Genomic DNA, 17,040 nt, shown 5'->3' with positions numbered 1-17,040 from the left:
TCGGAAAATAGGGTTCCAGACGCGCCATCTGCGCGTCGCTCAGCCAGTAAAGATCAGACATGTCACCGCTCTGTTTTCAGGCGGTGAATCACGATGCTCGGCTGAAATCAATGGGTCCTGACCCTAGTACGGGCCTCCTGCTCGGATTTTGGGTTACTTTCGCCCGGTGCTCCACACCGGGCCGCGCCCGACCCGCCCCCATGGGGCGGGCGCGGTGGCGCCCCCTGCGCTTCGCGCGTTCGGACCTGAAACCGTCCACTGGACGGTTTCCCGGACGGGCCTCACCCCCTCGGGCCGGGCGCGGCGCCCTGCTCGATGCGCGGCGCATGATCCCGGTGGGTCAGAGCGCTGCCCTGACCGCTTGCCAAGCCCCACGCGAAAGCGCATGAGGGGGCCAGACAAACCGGAGCCGTGCCATGATCCTCTACGGTCTGCCGACCTGCGACACCTGCAAGAAAGCCCGCCGCGCGCTCGAAGGCGCGGGCCATGACGTCACCTTTCGCGACATCCGCGCCGAACCGCTGAGCGAGGCCGAACTGGCCGAGTTACTGGCCGAGTTCGGCGACCGGCTGGTGAACCGCAACTCGACGACATGGCGGGGCCTGAACGACTGGATGAAACAGTCCGAGCCCGAGGCGCAGATCGCCGCGCATCCCGCGCTGATGAAGCGTCCGGTGATCCGCGATGACGGGCGGCTCTGGCTGGGCTGGGACGCCGAGGTGCAGGCCGCGCTCATATGAAAACCGGCCCGGACGCGCCGGGCCGGTCCGTGTCACCCTTGCGGGGGCGTCAGTCGAGCGGCTTGAGATCGCCCGCGGCGGAGCGCCCGTCGCGGCCCTGCTCCATCTCGAACGAGACCGCCTGATTGTCGCGCAGCCCGGTCAGCCCGGCGCGTTCCACGGCGGAGATATGCACGAAGACATCCTTGCCCCCGTCATCGGGTGCGATGAATCCGTAGCCCTTGGTGGTGTTGAACCATTTCACTTTTCCGGTCGGCATTTGACCATTTCCTTCTTCGTCTGCCGCGCGCACCATGCCCGCGGGTCTTTCGTGTCGCAGCGTATTCAGGTCTTGCCGATGGCCTGAAACAGGAAACGGTCGGACGCAGAAAGTCTGTCTTCACGCAGCGGAAAGCGTCCCCCATTTTCGGTGAAAAATCAATGGCGGCGTGTGCGGGCGCGCCGGGTTCCGCCGAAGGCCGCCGCGCCGCGCCCGGTTCCGGGGCAGGTTGTGCAGCGCCGCGGCAATGTCTAGATAGGCCGGAGTCTAGGTAGGCCGGAGCAATCGGAGGGCTATCCATGCGCAACGCGGCGCTGATGCTGGGCGTGATCGCCGGGATCTGGGGGATGATCGTCGGATTCTTCGGCTATGGCTATACCGAGTTCATCGCCTGGTTCGGCGAGATCCCGGACGTGGCCCGGCAGGTCGAGAATGTCGAGCGTGTGCGCGCGGTCTCGCTGATCGCGCCGGTCCTGGCGGTGGCCGGCGGCGCGATGGCGCGGTCGCGCAACGTGATCGCGGGGGCGCTGTTGCTGGTCTCGGCGGCGGGGATGTACTGGGGCTTCGGCTTCGGGGTCTTCACGATGTTCCCCATCGCCATGGCGGGGCTCGGCGGGCTGCTGGCCTTGGCAGCACGTCAGCCGGATGAAGCCTGAGCCGCAACCGGCTGACCGGGCGTCCTGAATTCCAGATCGGCCCAGACCGGCAGATGATCGGAGGCGCGGCGTGTCAGCGCGTCCTCGCGCACCCCGGCATCGTGCATCTCCAGCCGTCCGCAGGTCGCGATCCGGTCCAGCGCGGCGATGGGCCGTGCGGCATGGAAGCTGCGCCCCGGCGCGTGGACCGCGAAGCCGGGCGTCAGCGCCTCCAGCCCGCGGCCCGCCGACCATTCGTTGAAATCGCCCAGGATCGCGGTGGCGCAGGGCGCGAGTTCGGCCAGCCCCCCGGTCAGCGCGGCAAGCTGGGCGCGGCGGTGCCGGCGCATCAGCCCCAGATGGGTGGCCACGAGGCGCAGCGTCGCACCGCCTGCCTCCAGTTCCACCTGGAGCGCGCCCCGCGGCTCCAGCCCCGGCAGGGTGATCGGACGCACCCGGCTGACCGCCGCGCCCTTGCGCACCAGCACCGCGTTCCCGTGCCACCCCAGCGACACGCCGCTGCCCGGCAGCATCACCGGCTCGAAATCCGTCTCCGCCTCGATCAGGCGGCGGGGCAGGGCCGTGGGTCGCGGCCCAAGGCGCCTGTCGGCCTCCTGCAAGGCCACGACATCGGCGTCCAGCGCCGAGATCGCAGACAGCACGCGCAGCGGATCGCGGCGCCCGTCGAGCCCCACGCATTTGCGAATGTTGTAGCTTGCCACGCGGATCGGGCGGGCGGCTGCGGTCCGGTTCTCCATCATGCCTCATATATGGGGGTTTTTCGCGCCGGATGCAAAATCGCCACGGCCCGTGCCCCGACGATTGTGCGGGAGGGCCGTGCAACCTAGATTGGCAGCATGGATTTCCGTGCGCAAAGCCGCATCGTCTATGCCATCTGGGCAACGCTGGGGGTGGCGATCATCTGGGCGCTGATCGACGGGCGCTGGCCGGTGGCCTTCGTCGCGGCGGTTACCCTGGTTGTGAGTTGCCTGCCCGCGCTGGCGGTAGAGCGGCTGGATATCAAGCTGCCGGTCAGCTTCATGGTGGCCATCGTCGCGTTCACCTTCGCCACGATCTTCCTGGGCGAGGCGTTCGATTTCTACGGACGTTACTGGTGGTGGGACTTGGTGCTGCATTTCAGTTCCGCCATCGGCTTCGGGCTTCTGGGATTTCTTCTTGTTTTCATGCTGTTCGAGGGTGATCGTTACGCGGCGCCGCCATGGGCTATCGCCTTCCTGTCGCTCTGCGTGGCGGTCACCATCGGCGCGGTGTGGGAAATATTCGAGTTCACCATGGACCGGAGTTTCCGGCTGAACATGCAGAAATCCGGCCTGTTGGACACGATGGGGGACCTGATCATGGACCTGGTCGGCGGCGCGCTGGCCGCGTTTGCGGGCTTCGTCTATCTGAAGGGCAAGGCGCCGGGCGGGGTGCGCGCGCTTTTCGACGATTTCATCCGTCTCAATTCCGGTTTCTACGCCAAATATCGCAGTCGGGTCCGGCGCGGGCGCCGCAAATGAAACGGGCGGCCCCGTCCGGCGCCGCCCTTGAAATCTCTTGCGTCGGTCGGGCCGTCAGCCCACGAAAGCCTTCTCGACCACATATTCGGCCGGATCTGAATTGGCGCCTTCGCGCAGTCCGAACGCTTCGAGGATTTCCTTCAGATCATTATTCAGCCCGATCGAGCCGCAAACCATCGCGCGGTCGGTCTCGGGGCCGAAATCCTCGATCCCCAAATCGGAAAAGAGCGTGCCGTCCTTGATGAGCGTCGTGATGCGGCCCATCTTCGGGCTCTCCTCGCGCGTGGTGGTGGGATAGTAGGTCAGCTTGTCGCCCACCATCTCGCCGATCAGCGGATCGTCCTTCAGGCTGGCCACGAGGCGGCGGCCGTATTCCAGTTCGGCCACGTCGCGGCAGGTATGGGTCAGGACGATCTGGTCGTAATCCTCGTAGGTCTGCGGCTCGCGGATCAGCGAGGCGAAGGGCGCGATCCCCGTGCCGGTGGCGAAAAACCAGAGCCGCTTGCCCGGCAACAGCGCGTCATGCACCAGCGTGCCCACGGGCTTGGGGCGCAGGATGATCTGGTCGCCGGGCTGGATATGCTGGAGCTTCGAAGTCAGCGGTCCGTCCTGGACCTTGATCGAATAGAACTCCAGCTCGTCGTCCCAGGCGGGCGAGGCGATGGAATAGGCGCGCAGCAACGGCTTGCCGTTGTCGCCCATCAGCCCGATCATCACGAATTCGCCGGACCGGAAACGCAGCGATTGCGGGCGCGTCACCCGGAAGGAGAAAAGCCTGTCCGTCCAGTGCTGGACCGCGGTCACGGTCTGGGCATCGGGCAGGGTCGGCACGGGTTTGGCGGTTTCGGTTTTCACTTGGGCCTGTTTGGTCATGTCTTATGCGCGCCCGCGACTGCGGCGCGTCCCTGAGTTTAAATGGTTTATGGGGTCAGGCGGAGGCGTGTGCAACACCACGCAGGCGCGACTGATAGTCGCCCGCCCGCCATTTGGCGCGGAAGAGCCAATGATCCTCGGGCTGGCGCGCGGCCAGTTCGTCGCTGATCTCTACCTCGTCAAAGCCGGCGCGGCGCGCCATCGCGTATTGGTCGGCCAGCACATGGCCCGCGGCGCGCATCCGCCCCTGGAATCCCAGATCGCGCAGCCGGCGGCCCAGGGTGAAGCCGCGCCCGTCGGCGAAGCTGGGGAAAAAGATGCGGATCAGGTCGGGCACCGTGACGAGGCCCGAGAGCAGATCGGCATCCATGTCCGGCGGCAGGCTCAGCGCCAGCGCGGGCAGGTCGCGGCCTTCACCCGCATCCCAGGCTTCCAGCGGCAGGAAACCATGCGTCCAGTCCTCCGGCGCAAAGCCGGTATCGGTCACGATCACGCACATCAGGCGGCTCCTTTCACGAGCGGACCGCGGACGAGCTTGCCGTCCACGAAGTGAATTCCGCATTCCTCCTTGTCCCGGCCGCGCCAGCGTCCGGAACGCTCGTCCTCGCCCGGCGCGACGCGCGTGGTGCAGGGGCGGCAGCCGATCGACGGGTAACCCTGACGCACCAGCGGGTGGCGCGGCAGCTTGTTGTTGTCGATATAGTCCTGCAGGTCGGCCTTGGCCCAATGCGCCAGCGGGTTCACCTTGATCCGTTCGCCGACCTCGTCCTCGAAGAAATCCAGCGTCTCTCGCGCGGCGCCCTGGAAGCGCTTGCGTCCGGTGATCCAGGCATCGAAGCCGCGCAGCGCCTGCTGGAGCGGCCGCGTCTTGCGCAGCGCGCAGCAGGCATCGGGATCGCGCTGGTGCAGCAGGCCGTCGGTGTCCTCGGCGAAGATCGCCTCGCGGTCGGGGCGAATCACGCGAACGTCGGCAAGGCCCAGCGTGTCGGCCAGTTCTGCCTGATATTGAAGCGTTTCTTCGAACAGCATCTCGGTATCGATGAAAAGCACGGGCGTTGTGCGATCCATGATAGAGATCATGTGTAACAAAACTACGGATTCCGCGCCGAAACTGGAAACCAGCGCGATCTCGCCCACCTGCGGGTCGGACAGCGCGTGTTCCAGCACCGAGGTCGCGGCGTGGCTTCGATAGCGGGTGTTGAGCTCCGAGACGCGTTCGGCGACCGGAGCCAAGGGGGCTTCAAGCGGCACGGGCTGTCTCCTTCTTGGCGTCTTCGGGGTAGAGCGCGGCCTTGAACGGGGCCATGCCCAGCCGGCGGTAGGTCTCCAGGAAGGTTTCCTCCGGGCTCTCGCGATGCTCCAGATAGGCGCCGATCAGCCGCTCGATGGCGGGCACGATCTGGTCATAGGCAAAACCGGGTCCGGCGCGCTCGCCGATGGCAGCGGCCTCGGTGCCGTCGCCGCCGAGCGTGATCTGGTAGTTCTCCACCCCGGCGCGGTCGAGCCCGAGAATGCCGATATGGCCGACATGGTGGTGGCCGCAGGCATTGATGCAGCCCGAGATCTTGATCTTCAGCGGGCCGATCTCGTGCTCGGTCTTCAACTCGGCAAAGCGTTCGGCGATCTGTTGCGCCACGGGGATGGACCGCGCTGTGGCCAGCGCGCAATAGTCCATGCCGGGGCAGGCGATGATGTCGGAGACGAGCCCGATATTCGCGGTGGCGAGCCCCGCCTGCCGCAGTTCGGCATGGACGGCGGGGATGTCGGCCAGGGCCACATGCGGCAGGATGATGTTCTGCTCATGGCTCACGCGCAACTCGTCATGGCCGTAGCGGCGCGCCAGATCGGCCATCACGCGCATCTGCGCCGAGCTGGCGTCGCCGGGCGTCGCGCCATGCGCCTTGAGCGAGATCGACACGATTCCGTAACCCGGATGCCGGTGCGCGGCGACATTGGTGTCGGACCACGCGCGGAAGACCGGATCGGCATTGCGCGCGTCCAGATATGGCGCCGGATCGGCATCGCGGAAGGCGGGCGCGGCGAAGGCGTTCTCGATTTCGGCCAGCCAGGTCTGATCGACCCCGTCGAATCCGCCGCGCAGCTCCGCGAAACGGGCCTCGACCTTTTCGCGGATCGCCTCGATCCCGTGCTCGTGCACGGTGATCTTGATGCGCGCCTTGTACTTGTTGTCGCGCCGTCCCAGCAGGTTGTAGACGCTGACGATGGCTTCGAGATAGGGCAGCAGGTCCTCACGCGGCAGGAAATCGCGGATCACCTGGCCGATCATCGGGGTGCGGCCCAATCCGCCGCCCACGACCACCTCGAAGCCCGGCACGCCGTCGCGCTCGACCATCCTGAGCCCGATGTCATGGGCGCGGGTCACGGCGCGGTCGTTGGGGCTGCCGGTAATGGCGATCTTGAACTTGCGCGGCAGGAACTGGAACTCCGGATGGTCGGTGGACCATTGCCGGATCAGCTCGGCCACCGGGCGCGGATCGGCAATCTCGTCGGCGGCCGCACCGGCGAAATGGTCGGCGGTGACGTTGCGGATCGTGTTGCCCGATGTCTGGATCGCGTGCATCTGCACGTCGGCCAGCGCCTCCAGCATGTCCGGCACGTCCGGCAGCTTGGGCCAGTTGTACTGGATGTTCTGCCGGGTGGTGAAATGACCATAGCCGCGGTCCCAGCGGTCGGCGATGTCGGCCAGGCGGTCCATCTGCCGGCTGGAGAGCGTGCCGTAGGGGATGGCCACCCGCAGCATATAGGCATGCAGTTGCAGATAGAGCCCGTTCATCAGGCGCAGCGGCTTGAACTCGTCCTCGGTCAGCGAGCCGTCGAGCCGGCGCGCGACCTGGGCGCGGAACTGCGCCACGCGGCTGCGCACGAAGGCTTCGTCGAAGTCCGAATACTTATACATTGGCGGCCTCCGCCTGTTTGCCGTGGAAATAGTTGGACGGCCCGCGCGAACGGAAAGCTTCGCGGAAATGCACCGGCTCGGGGCCGTGCGGACCGGGGCGCGCATCGGCCAGGTAGGCGCCGACGACGGTGCCGGTCTGCGCCTCGGCCAGGGCCAGACGGTCGGCGGCGCGCGCCTCGTCCTCGATCAGCTCGGCCGCGGCGTGGCGGCGCGTCCAGGCGCCTGCTTCGGTCAGGTAGACGACATCGCCCTCCACCAGATCATTGGCGGTGACGACCTTGGGGGTGAACTTGCGGCTCATGAGGTCAGCTCCTTGGGCGTGGCGACGGGGGCGGGCAGGGCGGCCGCGTCGCGCGGCGCGAGCCCCAGCAGCAGGATGGCGGGGCCCGTCATCTCCACCGCGGCCAGCTTGTCGGTCAGCGTGGCCAGCGTCGCGGGCGCCCGGTGCTCGTCGGGGCGGCTGGCATTCTCGACCACAGTCACGGGCGTGTGCGGGTCCGCGCCATGCATCATCAGCCGGCCCTGCAGGAAACGAGCGGCGCGCTTGCCCATATAGATCGCGGCGACTGCACCGGGACGCGCCAGTGCGCGCCAGTCCTGTTCGGCATAGCCTTTCATGTCGTGCCCGGTGATCAGGCGCAGTTCGCCATTGCGGCCGCGCCGCGTCAGCGATTGGCCCATCCCCGCGGCGGCGGCGCTGGCCGAGGTGATGCCGGGGACGATGGACCAGCGCACGCCGGCCGCTTCCAGCGCCTCGATTTCCTCGTCGAGACGGGCGAAGACGCCGGGATCGCCGGATTTGAGCCGCACCACCTGCGCCCCGGCCAGGGCCCGCGCAACCAGCAGCGCGTTGATGTCGTCTTGCTTCCAGGACGGGCCGAAGCCCTGCTTGCCGGCCTCGATGATCTCCGCGCCGGGGCCGGCCAGCGCCAGAACGCCCGGACCGACCAGCCGGTCGTGGACGATAACATCGGCGCGTTCCAGCGCGCGCAGCGCGCGCAGCGTCAGAAGCTCCGGGTCGCCGGGGCCCGCACCCACGAGCGCGACATGGCCGGGCGCTGTGCGGCGGGCAAGGCTGTTGTTGTGGTCGCGGGTCTTGGACATGGTGGGGACTCTGTTTGCTTGTTCCTCGGTATATAGGATATTTTCCCGTATTCTTTCCATCACCACTGGAAAATAAGAACTTTGGCCTGTATGCCTGCGACTCGGAAAACCTTTGTTCCATATCCAGGGAGGTGCCGGAATGGCCGTCCAGTTCGATGCGATAGACCGGAAAATCCTTGCGGAACTGCAATCCGACGCCAGCCAGTCGCTGGACGAAATCGCCCGCAAGGCGGGCTCGTCCAAGACCCCGGTCTGGAACCGGATACGCAAGATGCGCGAGGCCGGCATCATCGGCAAGCAGACCGTTCTGCTGGACCCCGAGAAGCTTGGATTCGAGGCTTGTTTCTTCGTGCTGATCCGCACCTCCGAGCACGAGGCCGACTGGCAGGCGCGGTTCCTCAAGGCCTTGAAAGAACGCCCCGAAGTGCTGGAGGCCCACCGTCTTGCGGGGGATATCGACTATATCCTGAAGGTCCGTGTGGCCAATGCGCGCGCCTATGACGATTTCTACCAGGTGCTGATCTCGGAAGTGCGGATCTTCAACGTCACGGCGCTGCTGTCGATGGAGGAGTTGAAATCAACCACCGAACTGCCGGTTTGAGGCACGGGCGGTTCAGGCCCCGGCCGAAAGCGCCCGGATGATGCCGGCGAAATCGTCCGCAGTCAGCGACGCGCCGCCGATCAGCCCGCCATCGACATTGGAAACCGCGGCGATCTCGGCGGCATTGCCGGGCTTCATCGAGCCGCCATAGAGGATGCGCACCGAGCGGCCCACGCCGGGGCCGAAGCGCCGCTCCAGACGAGCGCGGATGAAATCGTGGACCTCGCCGATCTCGTCGAGGCTCGGGGTGCGCCCGGTGCCGATCGCCCAGACCGGCTCATAGGCCACGATCAGGTTCTCGCCGGTCACCGCGTCCGGGATCGAACTGGCCATCTGCCCGCCGACGATGTCGAGCGTGTTGACCGCCTCGCGCTCGGCGTCGGTCTCGCCCACGCAGACGATGGCCGCGAGCCCGGCGTCCCAGGCCGCTTCGGTCATGGCGCGGATGTCGAGATCGCTCTCGCCATGCTCGGCGCGGCGCTCGGAATGGCCCAGGATCACATGGCTCGCCCCGGCATCGGCCAGCATCGCGGCCGAGATGTCGCCGGTATGGGCGCCGCAGGTCGCGGCATGGCAGGTCTGCCCGCCGAGCGCGACGGTGGCGCCCTCCAGCCGCGCGGCCATCCGGTGCAGGAGCGTCGCGGGCGGGCAGATCAGCACCTCGCAGCAGGGATCGGGCAGGGCGCGCAGCAGGCGGTCGACCTCGGCCAGGCTCTCGCCGGTGCCGTTCATCTTCCAGTTTCCCGCCGCCAGTTTCCGCCGCATCACGATCCTCCGCTACCGGTCCTTCGATGAGCGATAGCCGATTGTACGCTAAAGGGAAAGATGGCGGGAGGTGGGATCAGCCCTGCGGCGTGTCGCGCCCGGCCGAAAGCTCCTCGACATCGTGGAACTTGATCGATTCGCCGCAGCCGCACGCCTCGGCCACGTTGGGGTTGTTGAAGCGGAACCCGGCTTCCAGCAGCGATGTCTGATAGTCGATCTCGGTGCCGAAGAGGAACATCTGCGCCATCGGCGCGATCATCACGCGGGCGCCGTCCTGTTCCACCACCTCGTCATTGGGGTTCGCCGCGTCGACATGGTCCATGGTGTATTCCATGCCCGCGCAGCCGCCTTTCTTCACGCCGATGCGCAGCCCGGCACTGCCGGTTTGCGCCATCAGGCGGGCGATCTGCCGCGCGGCGGCGTCTGTTATGGTCAGGGCTTGCTTGCCCGGTATGCCGAACATCGCTGTCTCCTTGGCCGGGGCGCCTCCAAACGGGCGCCGGGCCGGCCTTGCGTCTGTTACATGAACCCCAGTTCCAGCCGGGCCTCGTCGGACATCATGTCCATGCCCCAGGGCGGATCCCAGACGAGCTCCACCGAGACGGTCCTGACGCCTTGCAGCGGTTCCACCGCGTCGGCCACCCAGCCCGGCATCTCGCCCGCGACGGGGCAGCCGGGCGCCGTCAGGGTCATCACGATCACCACATCGCCCTCGTCGCCGATCTCGATGGTGTAGATCAGGCCGAGATCGTAGATATTCACAGGGATCTCGGGATCATAGACGGCCCGACAGGCTTCCACGATGGTGTCGTAGAGCGGGTGATCCGTGCTCGACGGCTTGATCAGGGGCGTACCTTCGAGCGGCTGTGAAGCATCAAGGGTCATGTCTGTCCTCGCTATTCCGATAAAACATATAGGATTTACGCCGCGCTCCGTCCAGAGCGCGTCTTGCGCGGCGGGCCGGGTATTCGCCTTTGGCGAGGATATTTGGGGCAAGAAGAAAGCCGGGCTTTTCAGCCCCGCGGCGGGCGTCTAAGAGGACGCCATGACGCAGCGTTTCATATTCGAGCGGCAGGCGGCCTGCGGCGCGGCGCGGGCGGGCGTGATCCGCACGCCGAGGGGCGAGATCCGCACGCCCGCCTTCATGCCGGTGGGCACCGCGGCCACGGTCAAGGCGATGCTGCCCGAAAGCGTGGCGGCGACCGGGGCCGATATCCTGCTGGGCAATACCTATCACCTGATGCTGCGCCCCGGCGCGGAGCGGGTGGCGCGGCTGGGGGGGCTGCATCGGTTCATGAACTGGGAGCGGCCGATCCTGACCGACAGCGGTGGCTTCCAGGTGATGAGCCTTTCGGATCTGCGCAAGCTGACCGAGGAGGGGGTGACGTTCCGCAGCCATATCGACGGCTCGAAACATCACCTGACGCCGGAGCGGTCCATGGAGATCCAGCGGCTCCTGGGCTCCGACATCGTGATGTGCTTCGACGAATGCCCCGCGTTGCCGGCGGAGGGGGCGCAAGTGGCCGCCAGCATGCGGTTGTCGATGCGCTGGGCGGCGCGGTCGCGGGACGCCTTCGGCGATCGGCCGGGCCATGCGCTTTTCGGGATCATGCAGGGCGGGGTCACGCGCGCGCTGCGCGAGGAGAGCGCCGAGGCGCTGGGCCGGATCGGGTTCGACGGCTATGCCATCGGCGGGCTGGCGGTGGGCGAGGGGCAGGCGGCGATGTTCGGGGTGCTTGACTATGCGCCGGACCTGCTGCCCGAGGACCGGCCGCGCTACCTGATGGGGGTGGGCAAGCCCGACGACATCGTGGGCGCGGTGGCGCGCGGCGTGGACATGTTCGACTGCGTGCTGCCGTCGCGGTCCGGCCGGACGGGGCAGGCCTTCACCCGCAGGGGGGTGGTCAATATCAAGAACGCCCGCCACCAGGACGATCCGCGCCCGCTCGACCCCGATTGCGGCTGCCCGGCCTGTACCGGCTACAGCCGCGCCTATCTGCACCATGTCTTCCGCGCCGGAGAGATCATCAGCGCGATGCTGCTGACCTGGCACAACCTGCACTATTACCAGGAGCTGATGGCGGAGCTGCGCGCGGCCATCTCGGCGGGCCGGCTGCCGGAATTCGAAGCGGAGTTCCACGCCCGGCGGGCTGCGGGCGATCTGGAGCCGATCTAGGCCATGCCGCGGATCTGGCGGTTGAAATGGCCAACCACCGACCAGTCCTCGCCTTCGCCCAGGCTGGCGCGGATCGCGTCGCACTGGTCGCCCAGCGCATCGTCGAACCACATCATGAGCGCCATGCGCAGGCGCATCGCGTCGCGCTTGAGGGTCATCTCCACCTCGCATCCGCCGCTTTCCAGCTCACCGATGCGTGCGGCGTAGGAACCTTCTGAGAAATCGGCATTGGTCCCCTCGGCGTCGCAGAAGAAATAGTAGCAGCAAAAATGCGGTGCGCGCCGGTCGAGAAAGGTGATCGACTGGTGTTCCGTCATCCCGCCGCCGAGGGTGAACTCGGCATGCACGGTGTCGTCCTCCTCGCGGTCGATCCGCACAGTCTGCAGCGTGCCGGTCCAGAACGTGTCGAGATGCGCGCGGTCGGGCACGATGCGCCGCCAGACCGTCTCGGGCTCGGCAGGGGTTCTGAAGATGTGGCGGGTGTTGCAGCGGAACCAGCGCGGCAGGTAGTCGGAGACGCTGCCGTATAGAAGCATGTAGGTGGCCAGGAAGAGCGTGACCAGCGCCAGGTTGGCAAAGCCCGTGCCCCAGATCAGGTGGACCAGGTCGGTCGGCAGGACCTTGATCAGCACCGCCTGCGCAAGGGCGGCGATGGCGCTGACCTCCACCAGCATTCGCAGCCCCGGCAGCAGCGCGATGAAGAGCGCCAGGATGCCGCTGACCAGTGCCAGGATGGTGGAGACGAGCAGCACCCGATCGAGCGGCGGCAGCGTGTCGAAGACCGACATCGCGCCGGGCTGGCTGCGATCGGCGATCAGCATCGCCATCACGAGCAGGGTCGCGCCGAACAGAATCCGCCGTCTTTGCCTGAAAACGCGACGCAGCATGGTACCCTCCACTATCCAGGGTGCAGATTTGCGGCCCGGTTTGGCCAAATTGGGGCAATTCTGCGGAAACAATGTCACTTGGGACGCGCCCATCGTCACGGACGTGTGAGAACGCGTCTTGCCGTGCCGGAAGGGGGCAGGCATGATGGGGCACAGAGGCGAACGGAAGGCGCCGGCGGCTTGACGGAATGTCGCATCGGCCCCACTTCTATCGAGCGAAACCGGAGGGGTTCGCGGCTGCTGGGCGAACCGGGGCCGGATATCCCTGCCAAGACCAAGGATGATTTATGGAAAACCCTGTGAACACGACCTATCCCGTCCTGCCGCTGCGCGACATCGTGGTGTTCCCGCACATGATCGTCCCGCTTTTCGTGGGGCGCGAGAAATCGGTCCGGGCGCTGGAAGAGGTGATGAAGGACGACAAGCAGATCCTGCTGTCGAGCCAGATCGACCCCAGCGTCGACGATCCCACGTCGGACGGTATCTACCGCATCGGCGTGCTGGCCAATGTGCTGCAGTTGCTCAAGCTGCCCGACGGCACCGTGAAAGTGCTGGTGGAGGGCCAGAGGCGGGTACGCATTACCGAATTCACCGACCGCGAGGAGTTCTTCGAAGCGGCCGCGCTGGAGTTGGAGGAAGAGCCCGGCGAAGAGTCGCTCCTGGAGGCGCTGGTGCGTTCCGTCTCGGCGGAGTTCGAGCGCTACGCCAAGGTCAAGAAGAACGTTCCGGAGGAGGCGCTCTCGGCAGTGTCGGAGACGCGCAACCCCGCGAAGCTGGCCGATACCGTGTCGGGCCATCTGGGCGTCGAGGTGCAGCAGAAGCAGGAACTGCTGGAGACGCTTTCGGTCGCCGAACGATTGGAGAAGGTCTATGGCCTGATGCAGTCGGAAATGTCGGTGCTGCAGGTCGAGAAGAAGATCAAGAGCCGCGTCAAGAACCAGATGGAGCGCACCCAGCGCGAATACTACCTGAATGAGCAGATGAAGGCCATTCAGAAGGAGCTGGGCGATGGCGAGGACGGCGCCGGCGAGATCGCCGAGTTGGAGGAGCGGATCGCCGAGACGAAGCTCAGCAAGGAGGCGCGCGACAAGGCCGAGGCCGAGATCAAGAAGCTCAAGAACATGAGCCCGATGTCGGCTGAGGCGACCGTGGTGCGCAACTATCTCGACTGGATGCTGTCCATCCCGTGGGGCGTGAAGTCGCGCGTGAAAAAGGACCTGTCGCGGGCCGAGAAGATCCTCGATGACGACCATTATGGCCTCGAGAAGGTCAAGGAGCGGATCGTCGAGTATCTGGCGGTGCAGAGCCGGTCGAAGAAGCTCAAGGGGCCGATCCTGTGCCTTGTGGGGCCGCCGGGCGTGGGCAAGACATCGCTGGGAAAATCGGTGGCGCGCGCCACGGGGCGCGAGTTCATCCGCATCAGCCTGGGCGGCGTGCGCGACGAGAGCGAGATCCGCGGCCATCGGCGCACTTACATCGGCTCGATGCCCGGCAAGATCATCCAGTCGATGAAGAAGGCCAAGACCACGAACCCGCTGATCCTGCTCGACGAGATCGACAAGATGGGCCAGGATTTCCGGGGCGACCCGGCCAGCGCGATGCTGGAGGTTCTGGACCCCGAGCAGAACTCGACCTTCTCGGACCATTACCTGGAGGTGGAATACGACCTCTCCAATGTGATGTTTCTGACCACGGCGAACTCCTACAACATGCCCAGCCCGCTGCTGGACCGGATGGAGATCATCAGCCTGGCGGGCTACACCGAGGACGAGAAGCGCGAGATCGCGCGCCAGCACCTGCTCTCCAAGCAGCTCAAGGGCCACGGCCTGAAACCGGCGGAGTTCGAGCTGACGGACGAGGCGCTTAACCGGATCATCCGCACCTACACGCGCGAGGCCGGGGTGCGGAACCTGGAGCGCGAACTGGCCAAGCTCTGCCGCAAGGCGGTGACGGAGATCGTCAAGAAGAAGACCGATCACGTGAAGATCACCGCCGACAATCTGGAGGACTTTCTGGGCGTGCCGCGCTTCCGCTACGGCCTGGCCGAGCAGGAAGACCAGATCGGCATGGTCACGGGGCTCGCCTGGACCTCGGTGGGGGGCGAGTTGCTCAATATCGAGGCGCTGCGGCTGCCGGGCAAGGGCCGGATGAAGACCACCGGCAAGCTGGGCGACGTGATGAAGGAATCGATCGACGCGGCGTCGAGCTTCGTTCGCTCGATAGCGCCCGAGATCGGGGTCAAGCCGCCGAAATTCGAGACTATGGACATCCACGTCCACGTGCCCGAGGGCGCGACGCCCAAGGACGGACCCTCGGCGGGGGTCGCGATGGTCACCTCGATCGTCTCGGTGCTGACCCAGATCCCGGTGCGCAAGGACATCGCCATGACCGGCGAGGTCACGCTGCGCGGCAACGTGCTGCCGATCGGCGGGCTGAAGGAGAAGCTGCTCGCGGCACTCCGGGGCGGCATCAAGACGGTGCTGATCCCGCAGGAGAACGAGAAGGACCTGCGCGACATCCCCGACAACGTCAAGGAGGGGCTGGAGATCATCCCGGTGTCGCATGTGAGCGACGTGCTCGGATACGCGCTGGTGCGGAAGCCCGAGCCCATAGAATGGGACGAGGCGGCCGAGGAAGCCGCCGCCGCCGAGGCCGCGCTGAAATCCGGCGACAAGGCGCGGGGAACCGTGACGCACTGACCGGCCGCCTGTTCGGGCCAGAGGAACCGATGGGGCATCCCGCAAGGGGTGCCCCATTTCTTGTGTCTTGCGCGGATTTCACGGGAAAATCTTGTGATTCCGGGACCGGTTCGTGTATGGTCTGCCCATAAAGGTACAAGAACGAGGGCAGGCAAGATGGTGAGCAGACCGACAGGCAAATCCGCGACAACCCCGCGCAAGACCGCAGCAACCCCGCGCAAGTCCGCCGCGGCGAAAAGCGCCTCGGCCTCGCGCAAGCGGGTCGCGGCGTCGAAACCGGCGGCCCCGGCGGCCCCGGCGCCCACGCCCACGCCGACCGCCAAGCCGGTCCCGGTGTCCGCGGTGGCGACGCTCACGCCCAAACCGGCGAAACCGCCCAAGCTCGATCGCAAGGAGTTGCTCGACCGGGTGACGGCGGGCACCGGCATGGGGCGCAACGAGGTGCGCAAGGTTCTGGACGCGGCGCTGGTGGAGATGCGCGCGACCCTCGCCGCGGGCGCCGACCTCGACATCTCGCCGCTCGGCAAGGTCAAATACATCAAGACCAAGCAGGGCCGTCAGGGCGAGGTGCTGATTTGCCGCGTGAAGCTGGACGAAGCCCCCGAAAAGACCGCCACAGACCCCCTTGCGAAGCCCGCAAGCGCGCGGTAAATACCCGGCCCATGGGTGATTAGCTCAGTGGTAGAGCGCTTCGTTCACATCGAAGATGTCGGGAGTTCAAATCTCTCATCACCCACCATTTTCCCTCCCGGCCATCCGGCGCCCGGCGGGCCGCGTCACCGCGATGCGCGGGTGATTAGCTCAGTTGGTAGAGCGCTTCGTTTACACCGAAGATGTCGGGAGTTCGAGTCTCTCATCACCCACCATTCCATCGCATTGATATCGCACAAATCCCTGTTAAGCAGGAACCTGCGCCGCCTCAACTGGTACATAGAGGTGGTACATGATGAGATGCGCTATGCCGAAACCTGTCCTAATTGGATCGACTTACTATCTGCGCGTACACGTTCCTAAGGACGTGCTGGATCGAGCCGCAGGGACTATAGTATCCGTGCCTGTTGGCGACCGCATTTGCTCCGTCAGGCTCTCCACACACGCCAAGGCGTCCTTGAGAACAAAGGAATGGAACGAGGCAAAGAGGCGCTTTTCAGTAGCTTTAGCGGCTCTCAACCAGCACTGGGAGACACTTAGGGCTGGCGCTGTGCGGCTGTCTCATAAGGATACGGTCGCGCTTGCTGGGGAGGTTAGGGCGAGCTTCTTGCGGCTGTTGGACGAAGAGCCGGGCGATCCGAAACTCTGGCAACGCACCGCTTGGGCCGATAGCGCGGCACAGGCAGGCCGGAGCAACCCTTTGGTGGTTCCCACAGAACGGACCAAAGCTGCAGCGATGGAAGAGCGTTTCGGAGGGCTAGCTGATGCAGCGTTGGCGCGTCGCGGTTTAGTTGTCGATGCGACCTCTCGACGCCGGTTGCTGGAGCAAGTTGCTGCGGCGATGGAGGAAGTAAGTCGGATTAATGAATCCAAGGCGTACGGCGATTACTCTGAGAGCGGCGAGACTGACAAGTACCCGGATTACGTCCCAAAACGGCAACCAATGCCACAGCCACAGGCACAGGCAAGCGAAGCAGATGAAGGTCTGAGCTTCGGCGAGGTGATTGACGAGGAGTTCAATAGACGCGCAGCGGGCAAGGATGCAAAGCCAATGTCAGTAGGGGCAGCGAAGAAGTATCGACGAGTTGACCTGCCCCCAAAAAACCGGGCCATTCAAAATGAGAGTTTGTTCTCGTAACGTTCAAAATGACGAGGAGAACAGACGATGCGCAAATCACGTTTCACCGAAGAACAGATTGTCGGGATCCTGCAG

At 65.7% G+C, this 17,040-nt stretch carries 20 protein-coding genes, 2 tRNA genes and 1 pseudogene; 11 read left to right on the top strand and 12 right to left on the bottom strand.

Annotation, left to right across the window (positions count from 1 at the left end):
* Positions 1-416 precede the first annotated feature (416 nt).
* Positions 417-740: an arsenate reductase family protein gene (locus DDZ14_RS18425; protein WP_109426447.1), complete on the top strand. Its 324-nt coding sequence runs from the start codon at positions 417-419 to the stop codon at positions 738-740.
* Positions 741-789: 49 nt separating this feature from the next.
* On the opposite strand, the gene DDZ14_RS18420 is transcribed toward DDZ14_RS18425, so the two are convergent.
* The gene (locus DDZ14_RS18420; RefSeq protein WP_109426446.1) at positions 790-999 is read right to left on the bottom strand and encodes a cold-shock protein; all 210 of its coding nucleotides are present in this window, start codon (positions 997-999) and stop codon (positions 790-792) included.
* A gap of 299 nt (positions 1,000-1,298) precedes the next feature.
* On the opposite strand from DDZ14_RS18420, the gene DDZ14_RS18415 reads away from it, so the two are divergent.
* Entirely contained in the window at positions 1,299-1,655 is a 357-nt protein-coding gene (locus DDZ14_RS18415; RefSeq protein WP_109426445.1) for a hypothetical protein, read from the top strand.
* Here DDZ14_RS18415 and DDZ14_RS18410 read toward each other — a convergent pair.
* The gene (locus tag DDZ14_RS18410; protein WP_109426448.1) at positions 1,637-2,392 is read right to left on the bottom strand and encodes an endonuclease/exonuclease/phosphatase family protein; all 756 of its coding nucleotides are present in this window, start codon (positions 2,390-2,392) and stop codon (positions 1,637-1,639) included. The two genes, DDZ14_RS18415 and DDZ14_RS18410, sit on opposite strands and share 19 nt — an antisense overlap.
* A gap of 99 nt (positions 2,393-2,491) precedes the next feature.
* On the opposite strand from DDZ14_RS18410, the gene DDZ14_RS18405 reads away from it, so the two are divergent.
* Positions 2,492-3,154, top strand: a complete 663-nt coding sequence (locus DDZ14_RS18405) for a hypothetical protein (protein WP_109426444.1) — start codon at positions 2,492-2,494, stop codon at positions 3,152-3,154.
* A 54-nt stretch (positions 3,155-3,208) separates the two neighbouring features.
* On the opposite strand, the gene DDZ14_RS18400 is transcribed toward DDZ14_RS18405, so the two are convergent.
* The 6 genes from DDZ14_RS18400 to cobA are packed head-to-tail and all read right to left on the bottom strand — an operon-like array spanning position 3,209 to position 8,048.
* Complete coding sequence (locus DDZ14_RS18400) at positions 3,209-4,027, bottom strand: ferredoxin--NADP reductase (protein ID WP_109426443.1); 819 nt, start codon at positions 4,025-4,027, stop codon at positions 3,209-3,211.
* A 55-nt stretch (positions 4,028-4,082) separates the two neighbouring features.
* Positions 4,083-4,526, bottom strand: a complete 444-nt coding sequence (locus DDZ14_RS18395) for a DUF934 domain-containing protein (RefSeq protein WP_109426442.1) — start codon at positions 4,524-4,526, stop codon at positions 4,083-4,085.
* The gene (locus tag DDZ14_RS18390) at positions 4,526-5,278 is read right to left on the bottom strand and encodes a phosphoadenylyl-sulfate reductase (protein ID WP_109426441.1); all 753 of its coding nucleotides are present in this window, start codon (positions 5,276-5,278) and stop codon (positions 4,526-4,528) included. The genes DDZ14_RS18395 and DDZ14_RS18390 overlap by 1 nt, the downstream gene beginning before the upstream one ends.
* Entirely contained in the window at positions 5,268-6,944 is a 1,677-nt protein-coding gene (locus DDZ14_RS18385; protein ID WP_109426440.1) for a nitrite/sulfite reductase, read from the bottom strand. Before DDZ14_RS18385 ends, DDZ14_RS18390 begins: the two co-directional genes overlap by 11 nt.
* Positions 6,937-7,245 (bottom strand): DUF2849 domain-containing protein, encoded by a 309-nt coding sequence (locus tag DDZ14_RS18380; protein WP_109426439.1) that lies wholly within the window; start codon positions 7,243-7,245, stop codon positions 6,937-6,939. Before DDZ14_RS18380 ends, DDZ14_RS18385 begins: the two co-directional genes overlap by 8 nt.
* On the bottom strand, positions 7,242-8,048 hold the full coding sequence (cobA, locus tag DDZ14_RS18375; RefSeq protein WP_199221375.1) for a uroporphyrinogen-III C-methyltransferase: 807 nt from the start codon (positions 8,046-8,048) through the stop codon (positions 7,242-7,244). Before cobA ends, DDZ14_RS18380 begins: the two co-directional genes overlap by 4 nt.
* Before the next feature lie 139 nt (positions 8,049-8,187).
* Between cobA and DDZ14_RS18370 the strand changes: the two genes are divergently transcribed.
* The gene (locus DDZ14_RS18370) at positions 8,188-8,649 is read left to right on the top strand and encodes an Lrp/AsnC family transcriptional regulator (RefSeq protein WP_109426437.1); all 462 of its coding nucleotides are present in this window, start codon (positions 8,188-8,190) and stop codon (positions 8,647-8,649) included.
* Between the two features lie 12 nt (positions 8,650-8,661).
* Here the strand turns inward: DDZ14_RS18370 and tpiA are convergent, their stop codons facing one another.
* The 3 genes from tpiA to DDZ14_RS18355 form a co-directional block, all read right to left on the bottom strand.
* Positions 8,662-9,414 (bottom strand): triose-phosphate isomerase, encoded by a 753-nt coding sequence (tpiA, locus tag DDZ14_RS18365; protein ID WP_109426436.1) that lies wholly within the window; start codon positions 9,412-9,414, stop codon positions 8,662-8,664.
* Between the two features lie 76 nt (positions 9,415-9,490).
* Complete coding sequence (locus tag DDZ14_RS18360; RefSeq protein WP_109426435.1) at positions 9,491-9,877, bottom strand: iron-sulfur cluster assembly accessory protein; 387 nt, start codon at positions 9,875-9,877, stop codon at positions 9,491-9,493.
* A gap of 56 nt (positions 9,878-9,933) precedes the next feature.
* The gene (locus DDZ14_RS18355) at positions 9,934-10,299 is read right to left on the bottom strand and encodes an SUF system Fe-S cluster assembly protein (protein WP_109426434.1); all 366 of its coding nucleotides are present in this window, start codon (positions 10,297-10,299) and stop codon (positions 9,934-9,936) included.
* Positions 10,300-10,459: 160 nt separating this feature from the next.
* On the opposite strand from DDZ14_RS18355, the gene tgt reads away from it, so the two are divergent.
* A complete protein-coding gene (gene tgt / locus DDZ14_RS18350) occupies positions 10,460-11,590 on the top strand; it encodes a tRNA guanosine(34) transglycosylase Tgt (RefSeq protein ID WP_109426433.1) in 1,131 nt (376 codons plus the stop codon).
* Here tgt and DDZ14_RS18345 read toward each other — a convergent pair.
* Positions 11,587-12,477, bottom strand: coding sequence for a hypothetical protein (locus tag DDZ14_RS18345; RefSeq protein WP_109426432.1), 891 nt, complete (start codon positions 12,475-12,477; stop codon positions 11,587-11,589). The two genes, tgt and DDZ14_RS18345, sit on opposite strands and share 4 nt — an antisense overlap.
* 287 nt (positions 12,478-12,764) lie before the next feature.
* Between DDZ14_RS18345 and lon the strand changes: the two genes are divergently transcribed.
* From lon to DDZ14_RS19535, 6 genes and pseudogenes are all read left to right on the top strand, one after another.
* Positions 12,765-15,176 carry an endopeptidase La gene (gene lon, locus DDZ14_RS18340; RefSeq protein ID WP_109426431.1) on the top strand — a complete coding sequence of 804 codons (2,412 nt, stop codon included), beginning with the start codon at positions 12,765-12,767 and terminating at the stop codon, positions 15,174-15,176.
* A gap of 159 nt (positions 15,177-15,335) precedes the next feature.
* A complete protein-coding gene (locus DDZ14_RS18335) occupies positions 15,336-15,827 on the top strand; it encodes an HU family DNA-binding protein (protein ID WP_146193189.1) in 492 nt (163 codons plus the stop codon).
* A 13-nt stretch (positions 15,828-15,840) separates the two neighbouring features.
* Positions 15,841-15,915, top strand: a tRNA-Val gene (locus DDZ14_RS18330).
* Between the two features lie 51 nt (positions 15,916-15,966).
* Positions 15,967-16,042: transfer RNA gene (locus tag DDZ14_RS18325), tRNA-Val, on the top strand.
* A gap of 77 nt (positions 16,043-16,119) precedes the next feature.
* Positions 16,120-16,356, top strand: a pseudogene (locus tag DDZ14_RS20300) (DUF6538 domain-containing protein); the annotation flags it as partial.
* Positions 16,357-16,434: 78 nt separating this feature from the next.
* Positions 16,435-16,965, top strand: a complete 531-nt coding sequence (locus tag DDZ14_RS19535; protein ID WP_146193188.1) for a hypothetical protein — start codon at positions 16,435-16,437, stop codon at positions 16,963-16,965.
* Positions 16,966-17,040 lie beyond the last annotated feature (75 nt).

This window comes from Maritimibacter sp. 55A14, from assembly GCF_003122205.1.
In the GTDB taxonomy this organism is placed as follows: Bacteria; Pseudomonadota; Alphaproteobacteria; order Rhodobacterales; family Rhodobacteraceae; genus QEYE01.
The sequence above is the reverse complement of the archived record's forward strand: the minus strand, read 5'-3'. Positions and strand labels throughout refer to the sequence as shown.